Here is a 19,400-nt window from a genome sequence, read left to right as displayed (position 1 = left end):
ATGCCCGCCCCGCCTAACGGAGTGTTTATGGCAGTCAAGGTCCTGGTGGTGGACGATTCGGGTTTCTTCCGCCGCCGCGTCTCGGAAATTCTTTCCGCTGATCCAACGATCCAGGTGGTCGGTACGGCCACTAACGGCAAAGAGGCGATCGATCAAGCCATTGCCTTGAAGCCAGACGTGATCACCATGGACTACGAGATGCCGATGATGGATGGCATCACGGCCGTGCGCCACATCATGCAACGCTGCCCCACACCGGTATTGATGTTTTCCTCGCTGACTCACGAAGGCGCGCGGGTGACCCTCGACGCCTTGGATGCCGGCGCGGTGGATTTTTTGCCGAAGAATTTCGAAGACATCTCGCGCAACCCCGACAAGGTCAAGCAGATGCTGTGCGAGAAGGTGCACAGCATTTCCCGCAGTAACCGTCGCAGCCTGTTCAGCACACCCGCGCCAGCCCCCACGCCTGCGCCCGTAGCAGCGGCGCCGACCTCCTCGTTTGCGCGCCCGGCGCCTGCGCCCGTGGCCCGGCCTGCGGCAGCGCCGGTACGTGCCGCCGCAACGCCGAGTGCCCATTCGCCGGCGCCCAAGCGCAAGGCTTACAAGCTGGTCGCCATCGGCACCTCCACTGGCGGCCCGGTGGCCTTGCAGCGGGTGTTGACCCAACTGCCGGCCAACTTCCCGGCGCCGATTGTGCTGGTGCAACACATGCCGGCTGCGTTCACCAAGGCGTTCGCCGAGCGCCTGGACAAGCTGTGCCGCATCACCGTCAAGGAAGCCGAGGATGGCGACATCCTGCGCCCTGGCCTGGCACTGCTGGCGCCGGGTGGCAAGCAGATGATGGTGGATGGGCGTGGCGCGATCAAAATCCTGCCGGGCGATGAGCGCCTGAACTACAAGCCGTGCGTGGACATCACCTTCGGTTCTGCAGCCAAGTCCTACGGCGACAAAGTTCTGGCGGTGGTGCTCACCGGCATGGGCGCCGATGGCCGTGAAGGTGCGCGCCTGCTCAAGCAGGGCGGCAGCGCCATCTGGGCCCAGGATGAAGCCAGTTGCGTGATCTATGGCATGCCCATGGCGATCGTCAAGGCTGACCTGGCCGATGCGGTCTACAGCCTGGACGACATCGGCAAGCACTTGGTGGAGGCCTGCCTCTGATGGATGTGTTGAGCCTGATCGGCATCACCATGGCGTTTGTCGCCATCATTGGTGGCAACTACCTGGAAGGCGGCCACCTCGGCGCCTTGGCCAACGGCCCGGCAGCGCTGATCGTGATCGGCGGCACCGTGGGCGCGGCGTTGTTGCAGTCGCCCCTGAGCTCGTTCAAGCGTGCCATGCAGATTCTGGTGTGGATCATTTTTCCGCCACGGGTCGACCTGGCCGGCGGCATCGACCGCGTGGTCAATTGGAGCCTCACCGCCCGCAAGGAAGGCCTGCTGGGCCTGGAAGGCGTGGCCGATGCCGAGCCTGACAGCTACGCGCGCAAGGGCCTGCAACTGTTGGTCGATGGCGCCGAGCCGGAAGCGATCCGCAGCATCCTCGAAGTGGATTTCTACACCCAGGAAAGCCGTGACATCAATGCGGCCAAAGTCTTTGAAAGCATGGGCGGCTACGCGCCGACCATCGGCATTATCGGTGCGGTGATGGGCCTGATCCATGTGATGGGCAACCTGGCCGACCCTTCGCAACTGGGCAGCGGCATTGCCGTGGCGTTTGTCGCCACCATCTACGGCGTGGCCAGTGCCAACCTGGTGTTGCTGCCGGTGGCCAGCAAGCTCAAGTCGATTGCCATGCGTCAGTCGCGTTATCGCGAAATGCTGCTTGAAGGCATTCTGTCGATTGCCGAAGGCGAAAACCCGCGCTCCATCGAATTGAAGCTTCAGGGCTTCATGGATTGATGCACATGAGCACCCGCCCCCCCGTAGGAGCGAGCTTGCTCGCGAAGAACCTGAGAGCGCCGCGTGCATCCAGAATGCCCGCGTCTGTATTGACGTTTTTCGCGAGCAAGCTCGCTCCTACAGTGGGGTGGGTGTGTGGAGGGGAGTGCCTGTGAGCCGTCGCCGTCGCGAGCCTGAAGAACACGTCAATCATGAGCGCTGGCTGGTGTCCTACGCGGACTTCATCACCTTGCTGTTCGCGTTTTTCGTGGTGATGTACTCGATCTCGTCGATCAACGAAGGCAAGTACAAGATCATTTCCCAGGCGCTGGTGGGTGTATTCAACGATTCCGAGCGGGCGCTCAAGCCGATCCCCATCGGCGAAGAGCGGCCCAAGACCGTGACCCCGGCCAAGCCCCTGGTCAACGACAGTGATGAAACCGCCGCCGGTATCGGCGGCACCAGCGACCCGCTCAAAAGCATCGCCGACGATATCAGTGCCGCCTTTGGCGACCTGATCAGCTCCAACCAGATGACCGTGCGCGGCAATGAGTTGTGGGTGGAGATTGAGCTGAACTCCAGTCTGTTGTTCGCCAGTGCCGATGCGTTGCCCAGTGACCAGGCGTTCACGATCATCGACAAGGTGGCGGCGATCCTCAAGCCGTTTGAAAACCCGATCCACGTGGAAGGCTTCACCGACAATTTCCCCATCAGCACTGCGCAGTACCCGACCAACTGGGAACTGTCCTCGGCCCGCGCGTCGAGCATCGTGCGCATGTTGGCCATGCAGGGTGTGAACCCCCAGCGCCTGGCATCGGTGGGCTATGGTGAATTCCAGCCGGTGGCCAATAACGCCACGGTGGAAGGCCGCGCCCGTAACCGCCGGGTGGTGCTGGTGGTCTCGCGCAACCTGGATGTGCGTCGCAGCCTGACCGGAACCGGCACCGCCAATGCCACCCCGGATGCGGCGTTGAAGCGTGCTGGCACACAAACTGCACCGCCCGTTGTCAAGCCGCCGGTCCGACCGAGTAACGTCAATTCTCCGTCGCCGGCTCAATAACCGTATGCAATGTCTCGGTCGCGCCTGTGCCCGCCGGGAGGAACCAACCGAATGAGAGTCTGGGCAGTTGCCAATCAAAAGGGTGGAGTCGGCAAGACCACCACTTCCATCGCCTTGGCCGGCTTGCTGGCCGAAGCGGGCAAGCGTGTGGTCGTGGTGGACCTGGACCCCCACGGTTCCATGACCAGCTATTTCGGCTACGACCCGGATGCGCTGGAACACAGCTGCTATGACTTGTTTTTGCACAAGGGCAGTGTGCCGGCGGATCTGCCTGGGCAACTGCTGTTGCCCACCAGCAACGAGAGTATTTCCCTGCTGCCGTCGAGCACCGCCCTGGCCACCCTGGAGCGCCAGTCGCCGGGCCAGAGCGGCCTGGGCCTGGTGATCGCCAAGACCCTGGCGCAACTGTGGCAGGACTTCGACTACGCGATCATCGACAGCCCGCCGTTGCTCGGCGTGCTGATGGTCAACGCGTTGGCGGCCAGCCAGCAATTGGTGATCCCGGTGCAGACCGAGCACCTGGCGGTCAAGGGCCTTGAGCGCATGGTCAGCACCCTGGCGATGATCAACCGCTCGCGCAAGCAAGCGCTGCCGTTCAGCATCGTGCCCACCTTGTTCGACCGTCGCACCCAGGCGTCCCTCGGTACCTTGCGCGTGTTGCGCGATGCCTACCCGGACACCATCTGGAATGGCTACATCCCGGTGGACACGCGCCTGCGTGACGCCAGCCGTGCCGGGCTCACACCGTCGCAGTTCGACGGCAAGAGCCGTGGCGTGCTGGCCTACCGTGCGTTGCTCAAGCACCTGCTGTCGCAACAGCTTGTGGCGCAGGTGGCGTGATGAACCGTCCTGTCCAATTCAAGACCCGGCCGCAACTGGCACTGGAATCCTACCTGGATGCCTTGCTGCAGGATGCGACGGCCGAAGAGATGCCAGAACCGATTCTGGTACTTGAGCCTGCTGTCGAGCCCGACAGCCCGCTGGATGAATTCCAGCAGGCGGTGATGGAAGAGCAGGCGCGTGACGCGCAGGTGGTGGAGGCGCCCGTCGTAGTGCCGAGCGCCCCGGCCGTGGTGGCGCCGCCGGTGGTCGAACCGCTGGTGGATGTGCACCTGCCGCCCAGCATCACGCCGCCGCCGGTGACGGGCGACGGTCGCCCTTCGTGGGCTGCCGAGCCGTTCGAGTGCCTGCTGTTCGACGTAGCCGGGTTGACCCTGGCGGTGCCGCTGGTGTGCCTGGGCTCGATCTATTCCCTGGAAGGCCAGGAGCTGACGCCGTTGTTCGGGCAGCCAGAGTGGTTCCTCGGCATCCTTCCCAGCCAGGCCGGCAACCTCAAGGTGCTGGACACGGCGCGCTGGGTGATGCCCGACCGCTACCGCGATGATTTTCGCCAGGGCCTGCAATACGTGATCTCGGTGCAGGGCTACGAGTGGGGGCTGGCAGTGCATCAAGTCAGCCGCTCGTTGCGCCTGGACCCCAATGAAATCAAATGGCGCAGCCACCGTGGCCAGCGGCCGTGGTTGGCGGGCACTGTGATCGAACACATGTGCGCGTTGCTGGATGTCGCCGAGCTGGCCGAGTTGATCGCCAGCGGTGCGGTGAAGGCAATGCCGCAGAACAAACGCAGTTGATTGAACAATAAGGGCCGTGCGGTTGCGCGGCCCACTTGCACACACGCCGTCGATAGCGGCATTTGAAGGGGTCAGATGAATGAACAAGTCAGCGTCCGCACAAGGTTTGGATGATCCGATCCTGCAATGGGTGACCTTCAAGCTGGACAACGAAACCTACGGCATTAACGTGATGCGCGTGCAGGAAGTGCTGCGCTACACCGAGATCGCGCCGGTTCCAGGTGCGCCAAGCTATGTGCTGGGCATCATCAACCTGCGCGGCAACGTGGTGACGGTGATCGACACCCGTCAGCGGTTCGGCCTGGACACGGTTGAAGTCAGCGACAACACCCGTATCGTGATCATCGAGGCCGACAAGCAAGTGGTCGGCATCCTGGTCGACAGCGTGGCCGAGGTGGTTTACCTGCGCCAATCGGAAGTGGAAACCGCACCGAACGTCGGTAACGAAGAGTCGGCCAAGTTCATCCAGGGCGTGTGCAACAAGAACGGCGAACTGCTGATTCTGGTTGAGCTGGACAAGATGATGAGCGAAGAAGAGTGGTCGGAACTGGAGAGCATCTGATTGTTCCTTGAGGCAGCGGTGATTGTCCTGGCCCTGTTGTGGGCCGGGACCTTGGCGTTTGTGCTGCGCTATGTGCGCCAGCAGCGGGAGTTGGCCTTGCAACAGGCCGAGCGCGATGCGGTGCGTGACCGGCGCATTCTGGAACTGGTCAAGCGCGTTGATCATTTCCAGCAAAGTGCGGTGCGGGTGGGGGATGAGGTGCATGAACTGCGTGCGATTCTTGCGCCGTTGCCGGACAGGTTGGTGCAGTTGGAGCAGCGTGATCCGTCGAACCTGTCGTTTGCCCAGGCGGCCAAGCTGGTTGGCATGGGGGCGACGGTGGATGAGTTGACCCAGTCGTGTGGGTTGACTCAGGCTGAGGCGCAGTTGATGAGCAAGTTGCACAAGAGCTGATTGGGGCTGGGCTTGCTTGGTTCATGTGGGAGCTGGCTTGCCTGCGATGACGGCCCGCCAGCCGCCCCATATCTACCTGACACCCCACAATCCAACTGTGGGAGCTGGCTTGCCTGCGATGACGACCTACCAGCCGACACTTCTCTACCTGACACCCCACGATCCAACTGTGCGGGCTTGCTCGCGAAGGCGGCCTGACAGTCAACACAGTTGGATTGTGTACATATCCATTGCTGCGGTAACGGCCACTTAGGGTTCCGCTCTGACAGCGGGTCACTTTTGGAAAAGAGCCCCAAAAGTAACCAAAAGGGCTCTTGCCCCACCACTCGGCACCTCGCCCAGGCTCGGTGTGCCCGTAATCCGCCAGTGATTTGGGGGGGCGCCGCCACGCGCCATCCATGGCGCGGGGCGGCTAAACCGGCATCCCTGCCGGTTTACCCCCCAAATCCCTGTCGAATTCCGGCCAGCGTGGTTTGACGGGGCGCTTAAGATCAAGATCAAAAGCAGATCAAGAGCGGCTCGCTTCGCATCGTGGTTACCTTTGGGTGGCAGGTTTGAGATGTTTGTCGATTGAGCCGCCGCCATCGCAGGCAAGCCAGCTCCCACAGTTTGATCTGTGTGCTTCAATCAATTTTCTTCAGCCCACAGACTTTTCCTGTTCCCCAAGGGTCAACATCCTTCATGCACCTTGACCCAGGAGATTCCCTCAAATGACCGCCCCCAAAGCCCTGTTGATCCTCCACGGCAAACAAGCCCTCAACGAGGATGTGCGCGCTGCCGTGCTGGCGCGGCGGGAGCAGGGTGGGGAGTTGGCCGTGCGGGTGACGTGGGAGGGCGGCGATGCTCAGCGCCTGGTCAATGAAGCCTTGGCCGCGGGCTACACCCATATCATTGCCGGCGGTGGCGACGGCACCCTGCGCGATGTGGCTGAAGCCATGGCCCATGCCAACACTGATGCCAGCCTGGTGCTGATGCCCTTGGGCACCGCCAATGATTTCGCCAAGGCGGCCGGCGTGCCGTTGGAACCGGCTGGTGCCTTGGCCTTGCTGGACGTACCGCCCAGGGCCATCGACCTTGGCCAGGTGGGTGGGCAAATCTTTCTGAACATGGCCACCGGTGGTTTTGGCAGCCAGGTCACGGCCAACACCTCCGAAGACCTGAAGAAGGTCCTGGGCGGCGCCGCCTATCTGTTTACTGGTTTAACCCGCTTCAGTGAATTGAAAGCCGCTTACGGTGAGTTGGAAGGTCCGGATTTCCACTGGAAAGGCGAGTTGCTCGCGCTGGGCATCGGCAACGGTCGCCAGGCCGGTGGTGGGCATGTGTTGTGCCCTGGTGCATTGGCTGATGACGGGCTGCTGGATGTCAGCATTCTGCCGGCGCCGCAGGAAGTGGTTGGCACGTTGCGTGAGTTGATGAACAACGGCTGGGGCCTGGACACCATGTTTGTGCGCGCACGCCTGCCGTGGGTGAAGATCAAGGTGGCGCAAGGCTTGTACATCAACCTCGACGGTGAGCCGCTGGAGGGCGACGACTTGCATTTCGAGGTGCTGCCCAAGGCCCTGCGCGTGCACTTGCCGCTGGGTTCGCCGTTAGTCGTCCAGGCTGATGATCTGCTCACGCACGGCAAATAACACCAGGCCCGCCACGTCAAAAATCTGCAAGCGCTTCATGATCTGCGAGCGGTGGGCTTCGACGGTCTTGATGCTCAGGCCCAGGCCGTGGGCAATTTCCCGGGTGGATTTGCCGCGCACGATCAAGCGCAGGATCTCCAGTTGCCGCGCCGTCAGGTTGTGGCTGTGGGCGACTGGCGTGCTCGGGCCCTGGCTGCGGACCAGCGCCTGATTGATCACCGTGTGGGCAATGGCGGGGCTCAGGTAGCGTTCGTTGTTACGCAGCGCTTGCAGGGCGTGTTCCAGTTCGTTGGCGGTGGTGTCCTTGAGCAGGTAGCCGTGGGCGCCAGACTCCAGGGCGCGCATGATCATCTCGGGGTCGGTGTGCATCGACAGGATCAGCACCTTGCACTTGGGGTAGGCGCGCTTGAGTTGCTGCAAGGCATCCAGGCCGCCGGTGTGTTTCATCGACAGGTCCAGCAGCACAATGTCGGGCTGCAGGGCGCTGAATGCCTCAAGCAGTTGCGCGCCATCGCTGGCCTCGCCCACCACGGCGTAGCCGGGGATATCCAGGATCAGTGCGCGCACGCCGGCGCGAATCAAGGCATGGTCATCGACCAGAAGCAAATTGCAGATCACTGCAGAACCTTATGGGCACTGGCCCGTTCGAGGGCGCGGGGTGCCCAGGGGAAAAGTGCGTGGATGCGTGCGCCCTTGCCCGGCTGGCTGCTGACGGACAAGGTGCCACCCAACTGAAGGGCCCGTTCGCACATGCCGGCCATGCCCCGTTGGCCTACCTTGGCGGGGTCGGCGGCAGGTTCGAAGCCTTGGCCGTCATCGCAGATCATCAGCGACAGCCCTTCAGGCAAGCGTTGCAGGCGCACCAGCAGGTTGTGCGCGTTGGCATGGCGCAGCATGTTGGTGACCGCTTCCTGGGTGATGCGAAAGGCCGCCACGGCCATTTCTTCGGGAATGCCGGTGAGCCGTTGCTGGCACTCCAGGCTCCAGCACACCTGGGTATTTTCCAGGGTCTTGAGCAGGTGCGCGCGCAGGCTCGCTTCCAGCCCCAGGCTTGCCAATTGGCGAGGGTTGAGGATGGCGGACACGTCGCGCACCTTGGCCAGGGTTTCATTGAGGGTGTTGCACAGCACCGAGCAATGGCTTTGCAGGTCTTGGGGCAGGCGACGCTGCAGCCATTCGCTTTGCAGCTTGGCGGCGGTCAGCAGTTGGCCGATGTCATCGTGCAGTTCGCGGCTGAGGCGGTGGCGTTCGTTTTCCTGGACTTGCAGCAAGCGGTCGGCCAGTTCCTGGGGCTGAAACTTGATGGCGTTGCGCGAGCGCCACTGGTGCCGGGCTACCACCGCCAACGTGGCCAGGTTGAGCAACACAATCACTAACGGCAACGGCGCGCCTTGCAGGTAAACCCATAGGCTGACCAGCAGTGAGCACAGGCACAGGGCAAGGATGAGGCTGCGCGCAGGGTGGCGGGACACGAACCTTGCGATGAGTGACTTGAGGCTGACGTACATAGCGGATGGAGCCAATGAGGGTTCACTGCGCGAAGACCGGTCACGGCGGTTGACTGGGCTCTGTCGAGCGTGCGGTGCCGGATCGTGGTTATCCATAATGAAGTTGCTTCATTTCGAGCGGGGCATGGTACCACCCCTGTTACCGTTGGTCGCCTGGCATATTCCTCGGTCGATATATTAACCACGTAAATGCCCTGGCAGCCCGGCCAGCGCTATTGAGTTGTATTAGTTAGCCTGATTTGTACAACTTTTAAGGTGCTGGCTAATTGATATTCTTCAGGCTCTGAAAGAGCTTTCATAGTTGACGTCAACGGTCGTTTTTAGATAACCCTGATATTAAATACGACCTTTTTTGCTTTAAGACCTCTGCTGTAAACGCGGCTGGTGGCCGTAGTCTTTCTGCGGAATCTGCGAGGTCACCGTGGCAATCAGCGAAGTTTGCTCGCTGTCATCCAGGCCCAGTTCCCCAGTACGGATATCAATCAGCTCCAGTTGCCAGGCCAGCAATGTCAGGCAGTCGTGCAACGCATCCAGGGCTTGGTCATGCAGTTGCACCGGGCTCACGGCATTGGCGATCAGGTATTGAATATGCCGGGAGAATTCGCTGATCGCCTGCAGGGCCAGGCCGTCGGCCTTTTCAGCCAGTTTGGCCAGGCTGGTTTTCATGCAGTCGATGGCGTCGCTGTCATTGCGGATCAAATGCAGGTGGTTCAGGCATTCCTCGGACTTGGCCAGCAGCATTTCGGCTTCCAGCAAAAACTCGGGAAGTGCGGTTTGCCATTCGTTCGCGCTATTCATCATGCAAGTCTCCACAACTTAAGGTCGGGTGATGAGATGTCGCACCGGGTGAATGGCTTAAAACTAGCGCTGAAATACGACTGGGGCGTGTAGGCTGCTTCCGATAATCCAGTAGGACGTTTATTGAAAAGCTCACGAATGCCGCCTTTAGCCGCTGTTATGCGAGATGACGCAACTTCAGTTGCCGATACGTGAGTGCCTGAAAGGCCCGTAGACCAAGGGCTTGGGTTGGCAAACAAAAGCCTGACTCCATTCATGCAATGAGAATGGCGTCACATTAATGGCTATTAGATATCGCGAATATCAGGTTGGACCCGATTGCGCATAGGGGAATCCCTTACAAGGGGGAACCGCGCGCCGATTCGAGTGTCGTGCGGGGTCGTTGTAAGCGTTCTGAAGGGTGAATGCAGTAAAGCATGATGTCAGTGTGACATCAATGTGTTTGCGTGGCATTTTAACAGGGTCAAGGTTTGGCGCTTGCCGCCGATAACCGCCTATACGAACCGCACACCCCTCAGCGCACACCTGCGTGTACACCAGGAGCTTTCAATGGCCGGCATTCTCGACACGGTAGATCAACGCACGCAATTGGTGGGTGAGAATCGCCTGGAAATTCTCATGTTCCGCCTCTTCGGGCGGCAGTTGTTCGCGATTAACGTGTTCAAGGTGCAGGAAGTGCTGCAACTGCCCAAGCTGACCCTGATGCCCCAGCGCCATCCCTTTGTGTGCGGCGTGGTCAACCTGCGTGGCCAGACCCTGCCGGTGATCGACCTGTCCCAGGCCATCGGCATGCGGCCTTTGGTGCCGGGCCCTAACAGCACCATTATCGTCACCGAGTACAACCGCTCGGTGCAGGCGTTCCTGGTGGGTGGCGTGGACCGCATCGTCAACATGAACTGGGAAGCCATCCTGCCGCCGCCGACCAGCGCCGGTCGCCAGCACTACCTCACGGCCATCAGCAAGGTCGATGAGCAACTGGTGGAAATCATCGACGTGGAAAAAGTCCTCGCCGAGATCGTGCCCTACAACGCCAAGGTCTCCCGGGACAAACTTGAAGACCCGGTGCTGGAGCGTGCCCGTGGCCGCGAAGTGCTGCTGGTGGATGATTCCAACGTGGCCTTGTCGCAGTTGCGTGACACCCTGGGCCAGTTGGGCGTGAAGATGCACATTGCCAGCGACGGCCTTAAGGCGCTGAACATGCTCAAGGCCTGGGCCGACAGCGGCCAGGTGATGACCGACAAACTATTGATGATCTTCACCGACGCCGAAATGCCCGAAATGGATGGCTACCGTCTCACCACCGAGATCCGCAACGACCCGCGCCTGCGTGGCCTCTATGTGGTGATGCACACCTCGTTGTCGGGCAGCTTCAACGACTCGATGGTCAAGAAGGTCGGCTGCGACAATTTCCTCTCCAAATTCCAGCCGGACAAGCTGGTGGACGTGGTGCGTCAGCGTCTGATGTTGGACGAAATGCCCGCCTGACTTTAGGATGACACTTTGTTTCCTAGGAAGGCAGGCCCATGCTGCGTCTCAGCGCGTTGTACCGTTACCCCTTGAAGTCCGGCAAGGCCGAAGCCTTGCAGCAGATTGGCCTGGATAAACTCGGGTTGAACGGGGATCGACGCTGGATGCTGGTGGATGAAGCCAGCGGGCGGTTTCTGACGCAACGGGCGGTGGCGAAGATGAGCCAGCTCATCGCGTTGTGGAACAGCAGCGGGGGCTTGACCCTGAGTTCGCCGGGCTACGCGCCGTTAGACGTGGCATTGCCGGGCAGCGCCAGCGAACTGCGCGGTGTGACCATCTGGCGTGACACCCTGCGCGTGCCGGATGCTGGCGATGAGGCTGCGGCCTGGGTCAGCGAGTTCATCGGCAAGCCGACGCGCCTGGTGCAACTGCCCCTGGAACGAGCGCGCACCACCGAAGCCGGGTATGGCAAGGATGACGACAAGGTCGGCTTCGCTGACGGCTACCCCTTGCTGTTGATCGGCCAGGGCTCCCTCGACGACCTGTGTACGAAGATCGGCCGCCCGATGGAGATGCTGCGTTTTCGTCCCAACCTCGTCATCGAAGGCGCCGAGGCCTTCGCCGAAGATGGCTGGAAGCGCGTGCGCATCGGCGACGTGGAATTTCGGGTGGTCAAGCCGTGCTCGCGGTGCATCCTCACCACCATCGACCCCCAGACCGGCGAACGCAGCCCCGACCGCGAGCCCTTCGCCACGCTGGAAACTTACCGCAAGACCGAAAAGGGCGCGATGTTCGGCCAGAACCTGGTCAACGATGGCATTGGGCGCCTGGAAGTCGGCATGCCGGTAACGGTGCTGGAATAAAAAAAGCCCGTCTCGTGGGAGACGGGCTTTTTTGTGGGGCGGGTACCGCTTAGCCGCGGTATTCGCACAGGTAAGCGGTGTCCACCGCGACCTTCAACTGGAACTTGCTGTTGGCCGGGACGTGGAACTGGCTGCCGGCGGCGAAGGTTTCCCAGTCGCTGCTCTCAGGCAGCTTCACGGTCAGGGCGCCGGAGACCACGTGCATGATTTCGCGTTGGGCGGTGCCGAATTCGTATTCACCCGGAGCCATCACGCCGATGGTCGCCGGCCCTTCTGCGGTGCCGAAAGCGATCGACTTGACGGTGCCGTCGAAGTACTCGTTGACTTTGAACATGGGTGAATCCTCGGAAAAAGATCAAGGCTTACGCCAACCACTGTAGGAGCGAGCTTGCTCGCGAAAAACCTGAGAACACCGCGTTTAACCAGAAGCGCTGCGTTATCGTTGGCGATCTTCGCGAGCAAGCTCGCTCCTGCAGGGCAGCAGGAAAATGGTTGGCCAGTATGCCCAAGGCTGCAAGCGCTGCCTAGACCGGCAAAATCAAGGGCAGCAGGCGCGCAGTATTGCGTGCATCCTCCAGGGCGCGATGCTGCTGGCCATTGAACTGCATCCCGGCCAGTTGCAGCGCCCCATTGAGCCCCAGCGGTTTGTCCAGGCGCCGGGCCTTGGCAAAGCGTTGCTTGAGGTTCACATGCGGGGTGTCGCCCAGGGCGCTGGCGAGGCCGTGGCGCTGCCACTCCAGCTCAAGCTGCACGCGGTCATAATCCCCCCAGCTGGCCCAGCCTTCCAGGCGTGGCTGATGTTGGCCCAGCCAGCGCTCGAACAGCGGCCACACCTCGGTGATCGGCGCGGCCATGTCGATATTGGCCTGGGTGATATGGGTGAGTTTGCGGCAAAAGGGCGTCAGCAAGGGCCGCCGCAGTGGCCGCACAAAGCGCTGGAAGTGGTCCAGTTCACGGCCCTGGCGGTTGACCAGGCTCGCGCCGATCTCGATGACTTCCATCTCCGTCACGGGCCAGCCGCCGTCATCCGTTGTGGCTTCAAGGTCAATAATCAGCCAATGAGGCATGGTGCAGGTTCCCGTACTCGTCCCTTCCTGATGGGGATAGAGCGTAGCCCGGCCCTGTAGTTCCGCCTAGGGGCGTTATTCGATCTCCAGCAAAACCTGGCGGTTGCGCACCTGATCGCCCGTCACGACGCGCAGTTCCTTGACCGTGCCATCGATACCGGCCTTCAACGGGTGCTCCATTTTCATCGCTTCGAGCACCAGCAAAAGCTGGCCTTTGCTGACGCTCTCACCGACGCACACCCGTAAATCCACGATGGCGCCGTCCATGGGCGCCTGGACCGTGCCACTGCTGGCGTCGGCCGGGCGGCTGGCGACTTGCTGGGTGCGGTCGGTGACGGTCAGCCCTGGTAGCCATAGCCGGTTGCCGTCCAGGTGATAGGCGATGCGGCGGCGAACCCCCTTGATGACAAAGGTGGCGTGGCGACCGTCGGTGGTGAGTGGAAGGTCGTCAATGGTCACGCTATGGAGTTGGCCGTTGATCTCCAGGCGGTACGTCACCGGGGCACTCGCCGTGTTGCGCCAGCGCGCGAGGACGTGTGAGTGCTGGTTGGCGCTGTGTTGATAAAACAGCGCGGCGGCCAGCGAGAGTTGTTCAGCGCTCGCCGTGTGCTGTGGGATGACGCTGAAGTGTTCGGCGATCAAGCCCGTGCTGAAGTCGCCGGCGATAAAGTCTGGGTGCTTGAGCAGGTCGACGAGCAAGCGCTGGTTGGTCGCTACGCCGAGTAACACTGTGTCTTCTACGGCTCGCAGCAATTTCCGCCGGGCTTCTTCGCGGCTGGTGCCGTGGGCGATGATCTTGCCCAGCATCGGATCGTAGAACGGGCTGATGGTTTGGCCTTCACGCAAGCCATGGTCGATGCGCACGCCGGGGGCGGGTTCCCAGCGCAACACGTCACCGGTTTGCGGCAGGAAGCCCTGGGCCGGGTCTTCGGCGTACAGGCGCACTTCCATGGCGTGGCCGGTCAGGGTCACCTGTGATTGGGTGAGTGGCAGCGCTTGCCCGGCGGCGATCTGCAACTGCCAGTCCACCAGGTCGAGGCCGGTGATCATCTCGGTGACGGGGTGCTCCACTTGCAGGCGCGTGTTCATTTCCAGGAAATAGAACTGGCCGTTGCGGTCGAGCAGAAACTCCACGGTGCCGGCGCCCACATAATTCACTGCCCGCCCGGCCTTGAGCGCGGCCTCGCCCATGGCCTGGCGCAGTTCGGGCGTCATCACGGGGCAGGGCGCTTCTTCGATGACTTTCTGATGACGGCGCTGGATAGAACAGTCGCGCTCGCCGAGGTAGATGAGGTTGCCATGGCGGTCGCCGAACAGTTGCACTTCCACGTGGCGCGGGTCGATCAGCGCCTGTTCGAGGATCAGTTCGTCGCTGCCGAACGCATTCATGGCTTCCGAGCGTGCGGTGCGCAATTGCTCCAGCAACTGTTCGCGCTGGTGCACCAGGCGCATGCCACGCCCGCCGCCACCGGCGCTGGCCTTGATCATCAGGGGGAAGCCGATGCGTTCGGCTTCCTGTTGCAGGGTGGCATCGTCCTGGGCACTGCCTTGGTAGCCGGCGATGCAAGGTACGCCGGCGTCGAGCATGGCGAGTTTGGACAGGCGTTTGCTGCCCATCAGTTCGATCGCCTCGACGCTGGGGCCGATGAAGGTGAGAGTGGCCTGTTGGCAGGCGCGGGCGAAGTCAGGGTTTTCCGAGAGGAAGCCGTAGCCGGGGTGAATGGCGTCGGCGCCGGTCAGTTGGGCGGCGGCGAGGATGGCCTGTGTGTTCAGGTAGGACTGGTGGACGGGCGCCGGGCCGATATGTACGGCTTCGTCGGCCATCTGCACGTGCAGGGCATCGCTATCCGCGTCGCTGTAGACGGCCACGGTGCGGTAGCCCAGGGCCTGGGCGGTGCGCTGGATGCGGCAGGCGATTTCGCCGCGGTTGGCGATCAGGATCTTGGTGAATGCGGGCATTGGGTTATCCCTTGATGAATGTGGCGTGTGTTGGGGCCTCTTCGCAGGCAAGCCAGCTCCCACATTTGAAATGTGTTCCCCTGTGGGAGCTGGCTTGCCTGCGATGGCGTCATCCAGACCAACTCGGCTTTCGCTTCTGCACAAACGCCTGCGTCCCCTCAACCCCTTCCTCACTTCTCACCGCCTCGGCAAACCACTGCGCCCCGCGATCCAGCACGGTCTCAAGCGGCTCATCCACACTGGCCAACAACAAGGCCTTGGTCCGCGCATTCGCCCCCGGCGCACACTGCAACACCTGTCCCAACACCTCATCCACCCGCTGCGCCAATGCCTGCGAGTCGTGCTCGACAAAATGCACCACGCCCAGCCGCCCAGCCTCCACCCCATCAAACCGCGCCGCCGTCAGCGCCAAGCGCCGCGTGTGGGTAAGGCCAATACGCTTGACCACAAACGGCGCAATCTGCGCCGGCAGCAACCCCAGGCGGGTCTCGGGCAAGCCGAACTGCGCCTGGCCCGCTGCAATCGCAATATCACTCACGCACGCCAGCCCGAACCCACCGCCCAGCACTGCGCCTTGCAGCACCACGATCACCACCTGCGCCAGCCCCTCCACCTCTTGTAACAAGGTGCCAAACGCACGGTTCAATGCTTGCAACTGACCCCCGGCGCCAACCAGATCCTTCACATCGGCCCCCGCGCAAAAATGCCCGCCCGCGCCGCTGATCACCACGGCACGCACTTGGCTGTCCAACTGCGCCAGTACCGCACGCAGTTCATTGACCATTTCAAGGCTCATCGCATTGCGGCATTCGGGGCGGTTGAGGGTGATGTGCAGCACGCCGTTATGGGCTTCGAGTAGCAAGGTATTCATGGCTTTTTACCGGGCAGGGTGCCCATCAGTTTGCAGATGATGCCCAGCATGATTTCGTCGGCACCGCCGCCAATCGACACCAGGCGCACGTCGCGATAGGCGCGGGCCACTGGGTTGTCCCACATGAAACCCATGCCGCCCCAATATTGCAGGCAACTGTCGCTGACCTCACGGCCCAGCCGCCCGGCCTTGAGCTTGGCCATGGAGGCCAGCCGCGTGACGTCCTGGCCCTTGATGTACTGCTCGGTGGCCTGGTAGACCAAGGCGCGCAGGCATTCGATTTCGGTGGCCAGTTCCGCCAGGCGAAAGTGGATCACTTGGTTGTCGATCAGCGCCTTGCCGAAGGTCTGGCGCTCCTTGCAGTACTCGATGGTGCTGTCGATGCAGTACTCCAGGCCCTTGATCATATTCGCCGCGCCGAACAGGCGTTCTTCCTGGAACTGCAACATCTGCATCATGAAGCCAGCGCCTTCGTGGCCGATGCGGTTGCGTTGCGGCACGCGCACGCCGTCGAAAAACACCTGGGCGGTCTCGGAGCTGTGCATGCCGAGTTTTTCCAGGGGCGGGCTGATGCTGATGCCGGGGCTGTTCATCGGCACCATGATCAGCGACTTGTTGATATGCGGCTTGTCGTCCGAGGTGTTGGCCAGCAGGCAGATGAAGTCGGCGCTGGGCGAATTGGTGATCCACATCTTGCTGCCGTTGATCACATAGTCGTCGCCATCCTTGCGCGCATGTGTCTTGAGCCCGGCCACGTCGGAGCCGGCACCGGTTTCCGAGACGCCGATGCAGCCGACCTGTTCGCCGCTGATGGCTGGGCGCAGGAACTCCTCGCGCAGCTCATCGGAGCCGAAGCGCGCCAGGGCCGGGGTGCACATGTCGGTCTGTACGCCGATGGACATGGGGATGCCGCCGCAGCGGATGGTGCCGAACTCTTCGGCGGCGACGATGGAATAGCTGTAGTCCAGGCCCATGCCGCCGAATTTTTCTGGTTTGGAAATACCCAGCAGGCCGAGGTCGCCGGCCTTGCGGAAGATCTCGTGAATGGGAAAGCGCCCGGCTTTTTCCCATTCATCCACGTGCGGGTTGATCTCGCGGTCGACGAAGGCGCGCACGGTGCGGCGCAGTTCCTGGTGTTCCTGGGTGAAGATCATTTTTGTTGTTCTCCCGGTTGGGACGCGGAGCGTCCTGGTTGGCGTTACCACGCGGAGCGTGGGAACGATCAGCGCGCTACGCCGAAGGTGTTCGGTTGCAGTTGCCGCAGTTCGGCTTCGTGACAGATATCCAGCAAAAACCCGAGCAAGGTGCGGGTGTCCCGTGGATCAATCAGCCCGTCGTCCCACAGGTTGGCGCTGCCGTAGAGGGCGGTGGACTGGCTGTCGAGTTTCTGCGCGGTGACCTGTTCAAGCATGTCGAGCACCTTGGGGTCGGGCACCAGGCCGTCCTTGAGTTGCTTGGCCTCGGTGACAATCCGCAGCACTTTGCCGGCCTGTGCGCCGCCCATCACCGCAGTACGGCTGTTGGGCCAGGCGAAGATAAAGCGCGGGTCCAGGCCGCGGCCGCACATCGCGTAGTTGCCGGCACCGTAGGAACCCCCGACCACGATGGTGAGTTTAGGCACGCGGGCATTGGCCACCGCCTGGATCATCTTCGCGCCGTGCTTGATCACCCCTTGCTGTTCCGACTCGGTGCCCACCATGAAACCGGTGGTGTTGTGCAAAAACAGCAGCGGCGTGCGGCTTTGGTCGCACAGCTGGATAAACTGCGCGGCCTTGCTCGCGCCCTTTGGGGTGATGGGGCCGTTATTGCCGATCACTCCCACGGCGCGCCCCTGGATATGCAGATGGGCGCAGACGGTGTGGGGGTCGAACTCGCCCTTGAATTCCAGCAGGTTGGAACCGTCGGCCAGGCGCGCCAGGATCTCGCGCACGTCGTAGGGTTTTTTCGGGTCTTCGGGGATCAGCCCCAACAGCTCTTCAATCGGGTACAGCGGTTCGCGATAGGCGCGTTGTGGCGCGTGCGGCAAGCGGTCATTCCAGGGCAGCAGGCCTACAATTTCACGCACAATGCGCACGCCATCGGCATCGTCTTGTGCCAGGTACTCAGCGGTGCCGGCGGTTTGCGCGTGCATCTGCGCGCCACCCAGTTCTTCATCGGTGGCGATTTCGCCGGTGGCGGCCTTGAGCAACGGTGGTCCGGCGAGAAACAGCTTGGCCTTGCCGCGCACCACCACCACGTAATCCGACAAGCCCGGCTGATACGCACCGCCGGCTGTGGCCGAGCCGTGTACCACGGTGATCTGCGGCAAGCCCATGGCCGACATGCGCGCCTGGTTGGCAAAGCTGCGCGCGCCTTCGACGAAAATTTCGGCGGCGTAGTTGAGGTTGGCGCCGCCGCTTTCGGCGAGGGTCACCACCGGCAGTTTGTTCTCCATGGCGATCTGTTGCAGGCGCAGGGATTTCTTCAGCCCGGAGGGGGAAATGGTGCCGCCTTTGATCGCGCTGTTATTGGCCACCACCAGCATGCGCACGCCGCTGACATAGCCGATGCCGGCGATCAGCCCGCCACCGGCGGCGCTGCCGTCTTTGTCGTCGTGGAGTTTGTAGCCAGCCAGGCTGGCCAGCTCCAGGAACGGCGCGCCGGGGTCCAGCAGCAGGTTGAGGCGCTCACGGGGCAGCAATTGCCCGCGCTTGTCGAACTTGGGCTTGGCTTCCTGGGCTTTGGCCAGCAGGGTGTGTTCCAGCTGGCGCAACTGGGCGATGGACGCCAGCATGGCTTCGCGGTTTTGCGCGAACGCTGGGCTGTTGGGGTCGATCAGGGTTTCAATGACTGGCATGGCGTTATTGCTCCGCCTTGAGCACATCAGGCAGGTAGGCGCGGTGGAACCCATTGAACGGCTCGCTCGGCGCCTGCGCCTTGTGCAGCGGCCATGCGCGGCTGCCCAGGCTCGCGGCGCCGTCGATGCGCAGGGTGCTGCCGCTGATAAAGGCCGCAGCCGGGCTGAGCAGGAAGACGATGGCCGCGCTGACTTCCGACTCGGTGCCGATGCGCTTGAGCGGTACATGCTCACGCAGGGTGGGAATCACCGCCTTGAACGCGCCTTCGTAGGTGTCCATGCCGCTGGAGGCGATCCAGCCAGGCGCCACGGCGTTGACGCGCACCCCGGCATAGCCCCACTCAAACGCGGCGGTCTTGGTGAAGTTGTCCATGCCGGAGCGCGCCGCGCCGGAGTGGCCCATGCCGGGCATGCCGCCCCACATGTCGGCGAGCATGTTGACGATTGCGCCGCCGTGCTTGCTCATCGACTGGTTGAACACTTCCCGCGCCATCAGGAAACCGCCCACCAGGTTGGTGCGCAGCACGGTTTCAAAGCCCTTCTGGTTGATCGCGGCCAGTGGCGACGGGTATTGGCCACCGGCGTTATTCACCAGGCCATGGATGGGGCCGTGGTCGTGCAGAACGTGCGTGACCAGTGCCTTCACCGCCTCTTCATCGCGGATATCACAGGCCTGCCAATGGGCGACGCCGCCGTCTTCGGTAATTTCCTGGGCTACCTGCTGCAACTTGTCCGGCTTGCGCCCCACCAGGATCACGCGGGCGCCAAGGGCCGCCAGTTCATGGGCGGTGCAGCGGCCAATGCCACTGCCGCCACCGGTGACAATCAGGGTGTGCCCCTGGAACAGGTCGGCTTTGAAGATCGAATCGAAGGCCAC

The 19,400-nt window shown here is 62.2% G+C and carries 20 protein-coding genes; 10 read left to right on the top strand and 10 right to left on the bottom strand.

Annotated features, from left to right (window positions below; all coding sequences use genetic code 11):
• Window positions 1-27 precede the first annotated feature (27 nt).
• From V8689_RS19815 to yegS, 8 genes are all read left to right on the top strand, one after another.
• The gene (locus tag V8689_RS19815) at window positions 28-1,158 is read left to right on the top strand and encodes a protein-glutamate methylesterase/protein-glutamine glutaminase (RefSeq protein ID WP_056786405.1); all 1,131 of its coding nucleotides are present in this window, start codon (window positions 28-30) and stop codon (window positions 1,156-1,158) included.
• Window positions 1,158-1,898 carry a flagellar motor protein gene (locus V8689_RS19810; RefSeq protein ID WP_003192902.1) on the top strand — a complete coding sequence of 247 codons (741 nt, stop codon included), beginning with the start codon at window positions 1,158-1,160 and terminating at the stop codon, window positions 1,896-1,898. Before V8689_RS19815 ends, V8689_RS19810 begins: the two co-directional genes overlap by 1 nt.
• Before the next feature lie 151 nt (window positions 1,899-2,049).
• On the top strand, window positions 2,050-2,937 hold the full coding sequence (motD, locus tag V8689_RS19805) for a flagellar motor protein MotD (RefSeq protein WP_056786401.1): 888 nt from the start codon (window positions 2,050-2,052) through the stop codon (window positions 2,935-2,937).
• Window positions 2,938-2,988: 51 nt separating this feature from the next.
• A complete protein-coding gene (locus V8689_RS19800; protein WP_014719332.1) occupies window positions 2,989-3,777 on the top strand; it encodes a ParA family protein in 789 nt (262 codons plus the stop codon).
• A complete protein-coding gene (locus V8689_RS19795; protein ID WP_056786398.1) occupies window positions 3,777-4,568 on the top strand; it encodes a CheW domain-containing protein in 792 nt (263 codons plus the stop codon). Before V8689_RS19800 ends, V8689_RS19795 begins: the two co-directional genes overlap by 1 nt.
• Before the next feature lie 79 nt (window positions 4,569-4,647).
• Window positions 4,648-5,130: a chemotaxis protein CheW gene (locus V8689_RS19790; RefSeq protein WP_003192896.1), complete on the top strand. Its 483-nt coding sequence runs from the start codon at window positions 4,648-4,650 to the stop codon at window positions 5,128-5,130.
• On the top strand, window positions 5,131-5,523 hold the full coding sequence (locus V8689_RS19785; protein WP_056786395.1) for a DUF2802 domain-containing protein: 393 nt from the start codon (window positions 5,131-5,133) through the stop codon (window positions 5,521-5,523).
• Between the two features lie 710 nt (window positions 5,524-6,233).
• Complete coding sequence (yegS, locus tag V8689_RS19780; protein WP_056786392.1) at window positions 6,234-7,154, top strand: lipid kinase YegS; 921 nt, start codon at window positions 6,234-6,236, stop codon at window positions 7,152-7,154.
• On the opposite strand, the gene V8689_RS19775 is transcribed toward yegS, so the two are convergent.
• From V8689_RS19775 to V8689_RS19765, 3 genes are all read right to left on the bottom strand, one after another.
• Window positions 7,113-7,772 (bottom strand): response regulator, encoded by a 660-nt coding sequence (locus V8689_RS19775; RefSeq protein ID WP_056786389.1) that lies wholly within the window; start codon window positions 7,770-7,772, stop codon window positions 7,113-7,115. The genes yegS and V8689_RS19775 overlap by 42 nt on opposite strands.
• Window positions 7,769-8,662 (bottom strand): sensor histidine kinase, encoded by an 894-nt coding sequence (locus V8689_RS19770; protein ID WP_056786386.1) that lies wholly within the window; start codon window positions 8,660-8,662, stop codon window positions 7,769-7,771. Before V8689_RS19770 ends, V8689_RS19775 begins: the two co-directional genes overlap by 4 nt.
• Window positions 8,663-9,019: 357 nt before the next feature.
• Window positions 9,020-9,463 carry a hypothetical protein gene (locus V8689_RS19765; RefSeq protein ID WP_177343005.1) on the bottom strand — a complete coding sequence of 148 codons (444 nt, stop codon included), beginning with the start codon at window positions 9,461-9,463 and terminating at the stop codon, window positions 9,020-9,022.
• Between the two features lie 546 nt (window positions 9,464-10,009).
• On the opposite strand from V8689_RS19765, the gene V8689_RS19760 reads away from it, so the two are divergent.
• Together V8689_RS19760 and V8689_RS19755 are read left to right on the top strand one after the other, a co-directional pair.
• Window positions 10,010-10,945: a chemotaxis protein CheV gene (locus V8689_RS19760; protein WP_003192887.1), complete on the top strand. Its 936-nt coding sequence runs from the start codon at window positions 10,010-10,012 to the stop codon at window positions 10,943-10,945.
• A 38-nt stretch (window positions 10,946-10,983) separates the two neighbouring features.
• A complete protein-coding gene (locus V8689_RS19755) occupies window positions 10,984-11,790 on the top strand; it encodes an MOSC domain-containing protein (protein WP_056786382.1) in 807 nt (268 codons plus the stop codon).
• Between the two features lie 49 nt (window positions 11,791-11,839).
• Here V8689_RS19755 and V8689_RS19750 read toward each other — a convergent pair whose 3' ends face one another.
• From V8689_RS19750 to V8689_RS19720, 7 genes are all read right to left on the bottom strand, one after another.
• The gene (locus tag V8689_RS19750) at window positions 11,840-12,124 is read right to left on the bottom strand and encodes a pyrimidine/purine nucleoside phosphorylase (protein ID WP_003192883.1); all 285 of its coding nucleotides are present in this window, start codon (window positions 12,122-12,124) and stop codon (window positions 11,840-11,842) included.
• A gap of 190 nt (window positions 12,125-12,314) precedes the next feature.
• Window positions 12,315-12,857 carry an exonuclease domain-containing protein gene (locus V8689_RS19745; protein ID WP_019818536.1) on the bottom strand — a complete coding sequence of 181 codons (543 nt, stop codon included), beginning with the start codon at window positions 12,855-12,857 and terminating at the stop codon, window positions 12,315-12,317.
• 75 nt (window positions 12,858-12,932) lie between these two features.
• Window positions 12,933-14,816, bottom strand: coding sequence for an acetyl-CoA carboxylase biotin carboxylase subunit (locus tag V8689_RS19740; protein WP_056786378.1), 1,884 nt, complete (start codon window positions 14,814-14,816; stop codon window positions 12,933-12,935).
• A 109-nt stretch (window positions 14,817-14,925) separates the two neighbouring features.
• On the bottom strand, window positions 14,926-15,687 hold the full coding sequence (locus V8689_RS19735) for an enoyl-CoA hydratase/isomerase family protein (RefSeq protein WP_056786376.1): 762 nt from the start codon (window positions 15,685-15,687) through the stop codon (window positions 14,926-14,928).
• Window positions 15,684-16,841 carry a citronellyl-CoA dehydrogenase gene (gene atuD / locus V8689_RS19730; RefSeq protein WP_056786373.1) on the bottom strand — a complete coding sequence of 386 codons (1,158 nt, stop codon included), beginning with the start codon at window positions 16,839-16,841 and terminating at the stop codon, window positions 15,684-15,686. Before atuD ends, V8689_RS19735 begins: the two co-directional genes overlap by 4 nt.
• Window positions 16,842-16,909: 68 nt before the next feature.
• The gene (gene atuC / locus V8689_RS19725) at window positions 16,910-18,523 is read right to left on the bottom strand and encodes a geranyl-CoA carboxylase subunit beta (protein ID WP_056786370.1); all 1,614 of its coding nucleotides are present in this window, start codon (window positions 18,521-18,523) and stop codon (window positions 16,910-16,912) included.
• A 4-nt stretch (window positions 18,524-18,527) separates the two neighbouring features.
• Entirely contained in the window at window positions 18,528-19,400 is an 873-nt protein-coding gene (locus V8689_RS19720) for an SDR family oxidoreductase (protein ID WP_056786367.1), read from the bottom strand.

Origin of the sequence: Pseudomonas sp. AK181 (assembly GCF_051122975.1) — a bacterium.
Classification (GTDB): domain Bacteria; phylum Pseudomonadota; class Gammaproteobacteria; order Pseudomonadales; family Pseudomonadaceae; genus Aquipseudomonas; species Aquipseudomonas lactis.
Note: the sequence above shows the minus strand (reverse complement) of the source record. Positions and strands in the feature narration are given on the sequence as shown.